Below are 10,612 nucleotides of genomic sequence, written 5' to 3'. Positions count from 1 at the left end.
AACTGACTCTATATCTGGCCATGTTTCTTATCGGCTGGCTTTGTTTTAGTTGAAATAGCTTTTGGAGCTGCCGTTTTTGACGCTATTGTCTTTTTTTTTACTACAGCAGCTTTTTTTGCAGGAGCTTTTACTTTTTCAGCAACCAACGTAACTGCTGATTCCGTTAAAGCTTTCGCTAGAGTTTTAGTTTCCTTTACGTCTCTGGCCACAGTAATTACACAGTTATCAACCTGTAAACCAGAAATATGAACATAGTGATCTGCGCTGTGGTCATTTACCCACCTTCCATCATTTAATAAATAACGGTACTCGTATTTTTTACCTGATTCCAGGGTGGCAGTTGCTGTCATGGAACCATCTTTTTGCTTTTTCAAGCTAATACCGTCATTATAATTCCAGTTATTAAATTCCCCCAGCAAAAGACCTGAGGTTGCGTCCCCTGCTACTTCTGCGGATAATGTAAAGGTCACTTTCTTAGCCATAATTTGTTTTGTTAGGTGAACACTGCAGCTCTCTTTTTTACCTGATTGCAGTATATTAAATATATGTTTAAATTACTGCTTAATACAAAAAGGTTCATTTAGTAACTCTAGAGTTTATAAGAAGTTTTCCACATATTAATATGTGCATTCTTATTTATAATTAATGGTGCATCTCCTTAAACTGGTAAAATATACCCACAGCAAAAACACGATTGCTGATCTTAGCATCATTGTTATTATTGATTTTACCAAGACCAAGGTTATACCTTGCGTCGATACCAAAACCAGTGTTGGTTAAATATCCGGCTCCGAAAACCCAGGCAGCATCAATTTTTTTATACTGGTCTTTTACATCTACACTTACATCGCCGGATTTAGACTTGGCAGATAACAAAGCTCCAAACTGTGGGCCGGTTTCAATCCTGAAGCCTGTACCTATCATATACTGCAACAGTATGGGCAACTGTACATAATTAAGATTGGTTTTATACTTTACATTTGATATGGTTTGCTTATATCCCTGACCAGAAAAAAGCAATTCCGGCTGCAAAGCAAATTCTTTTGATAAATGAATGTGCGCCAGCCCCCCGAGATTTACAGAGATCCGGGGATCGACGTTTGAATTAGTAGATGGATAACTTATTGTAGCTACATTTAGCCCTCCTTTTAATCCCAATTCTACCTGTTGCGCCCTTAGCAATAACGAACCCGAAACGAGGGTTAACAATAAAAATACTTTTTTCATTTTTTGTAATTTGATTAATAATAAAGTGCCTTAGCCAAATTATGTGCCACTTGAAACTTGTAGGGCAGAACAGGTTGACATTGAATAATACTGAGTAAACGTTTCTGCTATTGAGGTAATCATTCCTCAATCAGCTTTATAAAATTAATTATATAAAAAAACCGCTTACCATTTATGCAAGCGGTTTAAAATATTCTGAATTCAACGTCATTTTTCTCCCATAAAAGGATACTTGTAATCGGTTACGGGTACAAAGGTTTCTTTAATGGTTCTTGCACTTAACCAACGATACAAATTTAACATACTTCCTGCTTTATCGTTGGTCCCACTGCCTCTTGCACCACCAAATGGTTGCTGGCCAACTACGGCACCGGTGGGTTTATCGTTGATATAAAAATTACCGGCGCAGTTTCGTAACCGGTTAACGGCTAATTCAACCGCATACCTGTCTTGAGCAATAATAGCACCTGTAAGGGCATAAGGAGAAGTGGAATCAACCAGTTGAAGCGCTTCCTCATATTTGTTTTCATCATACACATGCAGCGTTAATATGGGCCCGAACAATTCTTCGCACATGGTAACATATTTCGGATCGGCTGTTTCTATTACAGTAGGTTCAATAAAATATCCTTTTGATTTATCACAATTACCTCCGGCGATTATTTTTACAACGCTGCCTTTTTTCTTTGCTGCTTTAATATAACCTTCCAGTTTATCAAAACTTTTTTCATCAATTACTGCATTGATAAAATTGGTAAAATCTTCTGTTGTACCCATCTTCATTGTTTTTAACATGGCTACCAGTTTCTTCTTTACTTCCTCAGCAATATTAGATGGAATATATGCCCTTGAAGCAGCACTGCATTTTTGCCCCTGGTATTCAAATGCACCTCTTGCCAGGGCAGTTACTACTACGTCCGGATCGGCAGATTTATGTGCAATCACAAAATCCTTTCCACCCGTTTCACCGACGATGCGTGGGTAAGATTTATACTTACCCATATTGGCACCAATGGTTTTCCAGAAATGATTAAATACTCCGGTACTTCCGGTAAAATGTACCCCTGCAAAGTCAGGATGTGCAAAACAAACTTCACCCAAAACCGGACCATCCACTATTACAAGATTAATTACACCATCCGGCAACCCAGCCTCCTTTAAAATGAGCATAAAAATCCGGGCACTGTACAACTGTGCCTGCGCCGGTTTCCAAACAACTACATTACCACACATGGCAGCACTAGTGGGCAGATTACCGCCAATGGCTGTAAAATTAAAAGGCGATACTGCCAGTACAAAACCTTCCAGCGAACGATATTCTACCCGATTGTTCATACCCGGACTACTAATGGGTTGCTGGCGATAAATGTCACTTAAAAAATGAACATTAAACCGTAAGAAATCTATCAGTTCGCAGGCCGCATCAATCTCGGCCTGGTAAGCATTTTTACTTTGCCCCAACATGGTAGTGGCTACAATGTGTGCACGGTATTTTGTGGCTAATAAATCTGCGGCTTTTAAAAATATATTTGCCCTGTTTTCCCAGGCCATATTGGCCCAGTTGTATTTAGCTTTTAAAGCAGCGGCAATGGCATTTTTTACATGGCTAGCGTCCCCATTGTGAAAATTACCCAGCAAATGTTTATGCTCATGCGGAGGATGGATGGCTGTTTTTTTACCGGTGCGGACTTCTTCGCCACCAATGTACAAGGGTATATCTGCTACCTCGTTTTTTAATTGTTTCAACACTTTTTTTAATGCTGATTTTTCCCTTGACCCAGGTGCATAATTCAGCACCGGTTCATTTACCGGCATGGTATAATAAAAGTCTCCGTATTGCATATGAAATATTTTTACACTATTCCCTGAATGGAAGTTTGAAAATTGTTACAAAATGAAATCAACCTAGCCCGGCTTTACTCCCGGACAATTAGTATTTTTAATCTTTTTTGAGGAGCAAAAAATATATTGCAATAATTATATCTGTATTAAAGTTCTATTTTTCACCACCATAATTAATAGCGATGATTTTAAAATTATTACCCTTTTGTGCAAGCCATATTTTTCCTGCATCCAGCATTACTCCCTGGCTGTTTCGAAAAAGCTGGCTGAAATTAGTAGTAGCCAGCGATAGCTTTACCTGTTTTGTAAATACTGCATCATAATTAACTATAAGGCCTTCTTTTGTTTTGATGGTATTGTTTAAGGGGTATTGAACAGCCGATGCCAGCATTTCTTTATCATTGGTAATTACCCATTGCTGCAATTGCTTTATAAATAATTTTAAACCTTTTACATTGCTGACCCCAGCTATCTTCCAGCTTGTTGGAATGCTGCCATCTGTAAACACTGAGTCATCTTTTAATTCTGCTGGTGACAATGCACTTACTTTTACCAACTCACTATCAACACTCATCACTGTAATATCAGTTGGTGCAATTTTTTCGGATACCGTTTCTTTGGAAGGCTGGTTACAACATACCAACAGAACGGCGAAAATGGGGATCAATGAAATATATTTTTTCATTTTATTTTTTTAAATAATCAACGATGGATAAAAAAAGAAAATTAAAACAATTGTTACAAAACATTTAGTTGTTCCGGCAATAAAATTTGATACATACAAAATAATGATCCATTGAATAGAAAAGATTTAAGAACTTTCCACCTCTTTTTCACTCATCAGGTATGCCTTAATAAATCCGTCCAGCTCACCATCCATTACCGGGCCTACATTACCAACTTCAAAATCTGTACGATGGTCTTTGATCATTTTATATGGATGAAAAACATAGCTCCGTATCTGGCTGCCCCACTCTATTTTCTTTTTGCTGCTATTGGTAGCATCCAGTGCTACCTGGCGTTTGCGCATTTCTTCTTCGTACAGGCGGCTCTTTAGCATCGCCATTGCCTTATCCCTGTTTTCACCCTGGGTACGTGCCTGCTGACATTCAACAATAAAACCGCTGGGTTTATGCGTTAACCGAACAGCGGTTTCCACTTTATTTACATTTTGTCCGCCACTGCCACCGCTTCTAAAAAAAGCCCATTCCACATCCGCAGGATTAACAGTTATTTCAATACTATCATCAATTAATGGATACACATATACACTGGCAAAACTGGTATGCCGGCGGGCATTGCTATCAAATGGACTGATGCGTACCAGCCGGTGTACACCGCTTTCAGCTTTTAAAAATCCATAAGCAAACGGACCGTCAAACTGAAATGTACAGGTTTTAATTCCGGCGCCATCACCCCATTGCCAATCCAGCTCACTTACCGTCCAGCCTTGCTTTTCACCATACATGCGGTACATACGGGCCAGCATTTCTGCCCAGTCCTGGCTTTCTGTTCCACCTGCTCCACTGTTAATTTGCAGCAAAGCGGGCAGGGCATCCGTGGGTTCATTCAACGTGCTTTTAAACTCGGCTTCATCAATGGCTTTATTGGCATTTGTAAATGCTTCCTTTACTTCTTCTTCGGTGGCTTCTCCTTCTTTCCAGAATTCAAATAACACGGCAAAGTCTTCTGTTAACTGTACCACATCGTTGTACATATTAACCCAGTACTCATTAACTTTTGTTTCTTTTAAAATGGAAGTAGCACGGGCATTATCATTCCAGAACCCCGGCGAAAGTGAAAGTTCCTTGTCTTTATCTATTTTATATTGTCGGTTAGCGACGTCAAAGAAACCTCCTCAAGACCAGCACACGGTCTCTCATATCCTTCAAATGCTCTGTTGTCATACTGCAAATTTAGGGGATATTTTTAAATGGGCAACAACAGCGCAGCAAAGGCATAAGTTACTTAATGTACAATTGTGATGTTGCCTTGCTGTGTTATCTGCCCACTGCTATTATAAATGTATTGAGACCGCCAGGTAAAACTGCCCGTATCAAACAGTTGTCCTTTATACATACCATCCCATTTTTCGTAGGGGTTGGTACTGTTAAAAATAATCTGGCCATAGCGATTATAAATTTGCAGTGTATAATTTTTTAAAGATGGAAGATTGCGCAGCGGAAGCGGACCAAAGTTATCATTTAAGCCATCGCCATTAGGGCTGAACGCTGTAGGAAATAAAATATTATCTGAACAATTATTTGAAGTCGTGATGTTTATGACAGCGCTATCGCTGCAACCGTTTACTCCCTTCACTATTACCGAATAATTACCGGGTGTGTTTACTGTAAAAACCGATGAAGTTGACTTGTCCTGCCAAAGGTATTGATCATAGATACCCGGATTTAAAACAATTTTATCCCCTGCACACAGGGTTGAATTTTTGCCAAGGTATGGATGTACAGGAAGCGGCCATACTTTGGCCGTTACCACAGAAGCTGCACTGGCGCAGTTTTCGTTGGATGCAGTAACATAATAATTTGTTGTACCATTTACTATTGCACTGTAACTTCTTCCTGCGCCGGCAAGGTTGCTTAACGTTGTACTTGAATACCAGTTTATAGTTCCTGCACCGCTTGCAGTTAAGGTAACTACTCCGTTACCACATCGCCCACTACCGTTTGTAACGGGTGCCGCTGGTGCTGTATTAATGGTAATATCTGCCTTACTGCTGGCTCCTGGCGCACACGTGGTTGAAGGTATAGAATACGTAACCGTATAGGTTCCTGCAGTACTTGCGATTAAATTAACTGCGCCGGTTGCTGCGTCAACAGACAGCCCATTGGTGGACGTAAAAACTCCTCCCCCGGCAAAACCATTGGCCGGTAATGGTGTAACAGAATTTGCAGTTTTACAAACGGGCGAGGCATAGCTGAAAGCGGTTAAAGGCACGCTATTATCAGCAACTGCAACGGTGCTGGTACTGCTATTTATAAAAGCACAAACAGCAGCCGGTAAAGTATAGGTTACTACATACATTCCCGGTTTGCTTGTTACAGGATCGATGATTCCCGTGGTAATGTTTATTGACAAACCTGCCGCCGATGAATAAACACCCCCAGTTGCAAAACCTGTTGCAGGTATCGGCGCAGCATTGCCCGTGCCTGCACAAATTAATGCCGGATTATAACTAAAAGCTGTTAGCAGGTTTATGACCGGGTTAACCGTGGCCTTTACAATGCTGGCTGTACTTACACAATTACCTATGGTGTTGGTTACATAAAAACGGGTGTTTGCAGTAAGGAATGGAGCATAAGATGCACCGGAAAATAAGAGTGTGGATAGTGAAGTATCTGCATACCATTTCAATACACCATTGCCGGTTGCATTCAATGTAACAACACCATTACCACAGCGTTGGTTATCTGTTGTAACCGGGGCCGGAGAAGAACCACTGATGGTGATACCGGCTGTACTGCTGCCAGCTGCACTACAGGATGTTTTCGCAATAGTATACACAACGGTATAGGTTGCCGGCACACTTGCGGCTATGTTGATAAGGCCGGTTGTTGCATTAACAGCCAACCCCGCTGTTGAGCTATATATCCCCCCACCTGTAAATCCTGCGGCTGTTACCGGGGCTGGATCGGACGAAGAAATACAAACCGGTGTAGGGTAAAAAAATGTTGTTACTGTCTTAAGATTGTTACTGATAATAATACTTGTGATGCTGCTATTTGAAACTGCACAGGAAGAAACAGGCAAGGTATATTTTACGGTATAATTTCCAGGCGTACTTGTTGAAGGATCAATGATGCCGGTAACATTGTCGATAGATAAAGTCGTTGCCGTCGAATAAATACCGCCAGCTACAAAGCCAGTCGCAGTAACAGGAACAGGCTTTGCTCCACCTGTACATATCGCAGCAGGAGTATAACTAAAACTACTTACCTGGGTTGTGGGAGTAATTATTGCTGCCGGTGCGGTTTTAGCAGAACTTATACACCCTGCCACTGTGTTGTTTACATAAAAATTTGTAGTAGCCGTAACGGAAGTTGAGTAAGATGTACCGGTAAATAAAAGTTTGGTGAGGGCTGAATCGCCATACCATTTTATAGTACCTGTACCCGTAACATTTAACGTAACAACTCCGTTGCCACACCGGGGTGCATTATTGATAATGGTTGGTGCAGGGGGCATGGTAATGGTGATATCCGCAGTACTGACTGCAAGATTTGTACAGGCCGTTGCAGCCAATGTATAGGTAACCGTGTAGGTTCCGGCAATACTGGATGCCAGATCAATAACGCCTGTTGAGGCATTTATGGCGAGGTTTGTTGCCGCACTATAAACACCATTTGTTGTAAAACCTGCACCGGGTAAAGGAGCAGGATTTGAAGCACTGCTGCAAACCGGCGAAGCATAAGAAAAAGAAGTGGGTGGGGTAGGATTTTTAGTAATAGTGATGGTAGCAGTGCTATGGGCTGCCGGAGTACAAAGAGCGGCTCCCAAAGAATACTTTACAATGTATGTACCGGGTACACTTAAAGCGGGGTTAACAGCCCCGGTAATACTATGTATTGAAAGCCCGGGCGTACTGGAATAAACACCTCCGTTTACAAATCCAGTTACTGTTACAGGTACAGGCTTCGCACTACCCTGGCAAACGGTAGCGGGACTGTAACTAAAACCAGTTACCTGTATTACCAATGGAAAAATAATTGTTGTTACAGTTCTTATGGGGCTTACACAACTACCCTCTGTATTGGTTATATAAAAATCAGTAGTGCCACTAACGGTAGGTTCATACAAGGTTCCTGCAAAAAGAAAACCGGTGAGGGCCGCATCCGAATACCATTTTACGATGCCTGGTGCATTGGCCTTTAAAGTTGCAATGCCAGGGCCGCAACGATAAGATGCCCCCAAAGGAACAGATGGAACTGCCGGCGTAGGATTAACTGTAACGGTTAAGGCTGTACGCTGACTTTCACATCCGTTGATAGTTTGGGTAACGTAATAAACTGTATTGCCCGCCACAGTTGTAACGGGTATTGGTGCAGCAACAATACCAACACCACCTGATGGCACACGGTACCATAGTAAACTATCTCCGGCGGCATTTAGCGCAATGGCCATTTCTTTCTGGCAATAAGTTACCGGCGTTATTACCATGGGTACCTGGGTTAAAGGCAACACCGTTACAACTGCATTACCTGTTATATTTTGTGTACAGGCAGGCATTGCTGAATAACCAATACTAACCAGACTAAATGTTTCCGTTGCAAGCAAAACACCGGTATTGATAGAAGCGGATCCGCTGCCATTTAATAAAAGTGTTTGGTTGGTTACCCCATCTGTAGTATACACTACAATTGTATTTGCCGTACCGGTGAAATTAATATTGGTTGATGAACCGTAGCAAATAACAACCGTACCACTGATACTGCACGTGGGTAAAGAATGGACCGTTATTAATACCGAGCCCGATTGTGATTGCGGGCACAGATTTGTGTTCATAACACTTATCAGGTTATAAGTTGTATTGGCAGATAAATTTCCAGACGAAACGGTTGCTGCCCCGCTGGCATCCAATAAAATTGTTTGGCTTGTCCCACCGTTTATGTCGTAGGTAACAGTAGCATTGGGTGTTCCATTGAATAAAATATTAGTATCCGTGCCTTCACACACAACAGCACTGGCAGCAGTTATATTTGCGGTTAAAGCAGGTAAAACATTTATGATTGCTGATCCGCTTTGTAAGTTGGAACAGGTTGCAGAAGCTACACTTACTAAATTATAAGTAGTGGTTACCAATAAATTTCCTGTTGGAATAATAACAAAACCTAAAAAATTTAAAGCAATGGTATGATTGACACCGCCATCAATATTATATGTAACAGTGGCATTGGGTATTCCGTTAAAAATAATATTGGCGCCTGTACCCCAACATACGGTGGTAGTGCCAATTATTAGGGCAGTGGGCAATGGAAATACTGTTATGGGTAAAGAGGTGGCTGTTGCGCAGTAACCTGAGGCAGGCGTAAAAGTATAGTTTCCGGAAGCCGCATTACTAACCAATGCAGGGGTCCAGGTACCCGGTATTCCATTGATTGAAATCAATGGCAATACCGGCGCGATATCCATTTTACAAATACCAGGTATCGCCGTAAACAAAGGTGTTATTACAGCAGTAGTTATTACTGAAATATTTTGAGCAATACTGCTTATCCCCGTTACACTATTTTTCACAATCAAACTGGCGGTATATGATGCTGCAATTGCCCCCGCAGGTATTGCGATAGTAAGGGGGGGGCTGGGTAAAGAAGTATTTAATACATCTGTAAACCCTGCAGCGATGGCAGTAGCATCCCAAGTTAAAGAATATTCATCCGGCGTACCCGTGGCAGTAAAACTTGCCGTGGTAGTGGTACTGCCTGCACAAACCGGGGCTGGTACAACATTGCTGATGGTAACCGGCGGGGCAATGATTCCACATCCATTATTACCGTAGCTGGAAACGCCTGCTGCATCCCACCAAACTGTATTTCCATTTGCATCTGTTGCCCAGTTATTTGTATAATTTACGATGGATCCGGAACAACCAGCGGCACTATTTATTATTTGCAGGTAAGAGGTAACCGATGGAATATTAGCCAGCACACCGGCAGCACTCCATACTGATGGAAGAGTGGAAATATCAATATACACAATGTATAGATTGCCCAAAGAACAGATAGAACTTACATCATAATTTGCATCAAAACCGGAGGGTATAAATAATACTTGACTGCTTGCTGGTATAATAGCTGACGAAGAAGTTACCTGGTGTATTGTGCAACCATTGGTACTTGTAACAGTACCCGTACCAGAAGGTGCAGTGGTATTTATTCCGGCAAGAATATTTACCGGCACACCAGTTGAAGGATTGCTGTTATCGCCATAATAAAAAGTGTAATCACCTGCAGTTGCAGCCGATGTTGTTGTAAATAAAATAAATTCATTAATGCCTTCATTCGTTCCACAGGCATGGGTCACAGCTGCTTCAATAACCGGGCACTGTGCTTTTACAATAATTGAAAAGCTCAATAAAAATAAGCAGTTAAGGAGAAATTTCATGAAATTGAATATCTGTTTTAAGGCCTCATTTTAAGCAATAATTTGTACTGTTTTATACAACTAACCTATTGCAGTTATTAACCTAAATACCAGTAACCCTTAATAAAATTTTACTAATTAAAATATAACGAAAAACTTACCTGAAAAGTGTGCTGATAATAAGACAACTATTAAAATAAATTTATGTTCCCAGTCTTTTAAAGAAATTTTTGCTATATTATTGCGGTGGATATTCATTTTTAAAATAAATTCTACTTTCCTTTTGTATATGTAAAAAGAAAAGTAATTCTGTTTTTGATGTTATAATTTAAAAAAGTAGCAGTCGGTTTTAGTAATATAAAAGATTTACTACATATCGATAATTTTATTACTACAAAATTTTATTATTAAACAGTTCAATTTTGCAAAATGTCCTGATAATTTG

General features: G+C 40.7%; 6 protein-coding genes. All 6 read right to left on the bottom strand.

Going from position 1 to position 10,612, the window contains the following annotated elements; all coding sequences use genetic code 11:
• Positions 1–8: 8 nt before the first annotated feature.
• The 6 genes from H7254_RS07280 to H7254_RS07255 all read right to left on the bottom strand — a co-directional run bounded on the left by H7254_RS07280 (position 9) and on the right by H7254_RS07255 (position 10,188).
• A complete protein-coding gene (locus H7254_RS07280; protein WP_301932342.1) occupies positions 9–482 on the bottom strand; it encodes an isoamylase early set domain-containing protein in 474 nt (157 codons plus the stop codon).
• Positions 483–642: 160 nt separating this feature from the next.
• Positions 643–1,227 carry a porin family protein gene (locus H7254_RS07275; RefSeq protein WP_301932341.1) on the bottom strand — a complete coding sequence of 195 codons (585 nt, stop codon included), beginning with the start codon at positions 1,225–1,227 and terminating at the stop codon, positions 643–645.
• 207 nt (positions 1,228–1,434) lie between these two features.
• Entirely contained in the window at positions 1,435–3,069 is a 1,635-nt protein-coding gene (gene pruA, locus H7254_RS07270; RefSeq protein WP_301932340.1) for an L-glutamate gamma-semialdehyde dehydrogenase, read from the bottom strand.
• A 154-nt stretch (positions 3,070–3,223) separates the two neighbouring features.
• On the bottom strand, positions 3,224–3,754 hold the full coding sequence (locus H7254_RS07265) for a hypothetical protein (protein ID WP_301932339.1): 531 nt from the start codon (positions 3,752–3,754) through the stop codon (positions 3,224–3,226).
• A 126-nt stretch (positions 3,755–3,880) separates the two neighbouring features.
• Positions 3,881–4,976 (bottom strand): peptide chain release factor 2 gene (gene prfB / locus H7254_RS07260; protein ID WP_301932338.1). Its coding sequence is split into 2 segments (ribosomal slippage): positions 3,881–4,915 and positions 4,917–4,976, totalling 1,095 coding nucleotides; the frame shifts between segments, so codons are not numbered across the junction.
• Between the two features lie 61 nt (positions 4,977–5,037).
• Positions 5,038–10,188, bottom strand: coding sequence for a gliding motility-associated C-terminal domain-containing protein (locus H7254_RS07255; RefSeq protein WP_301932337.1), 5,151 nt, complete (start codon positions 10,186–10,188; stop codon positions 5,038–5,040).
• Positions 10,189–10,612: the final 424 nt, after the last annotated feature.

It is taken from the genome of Ferruginibacter sp. (assembly GCF_014377975.1).
In the GTDB taxonomy this organism is placed as follows: domain Bacteria; phylum Bacteroidota; class Bacteroidia; order Chitinophagales; family Chitinophagaceae; genus Ferruginibacter.
Note: the sequence above shows the minus strand (reverse complement) of the source record. Positions and strands in the feature narration are given on the sequence as shown.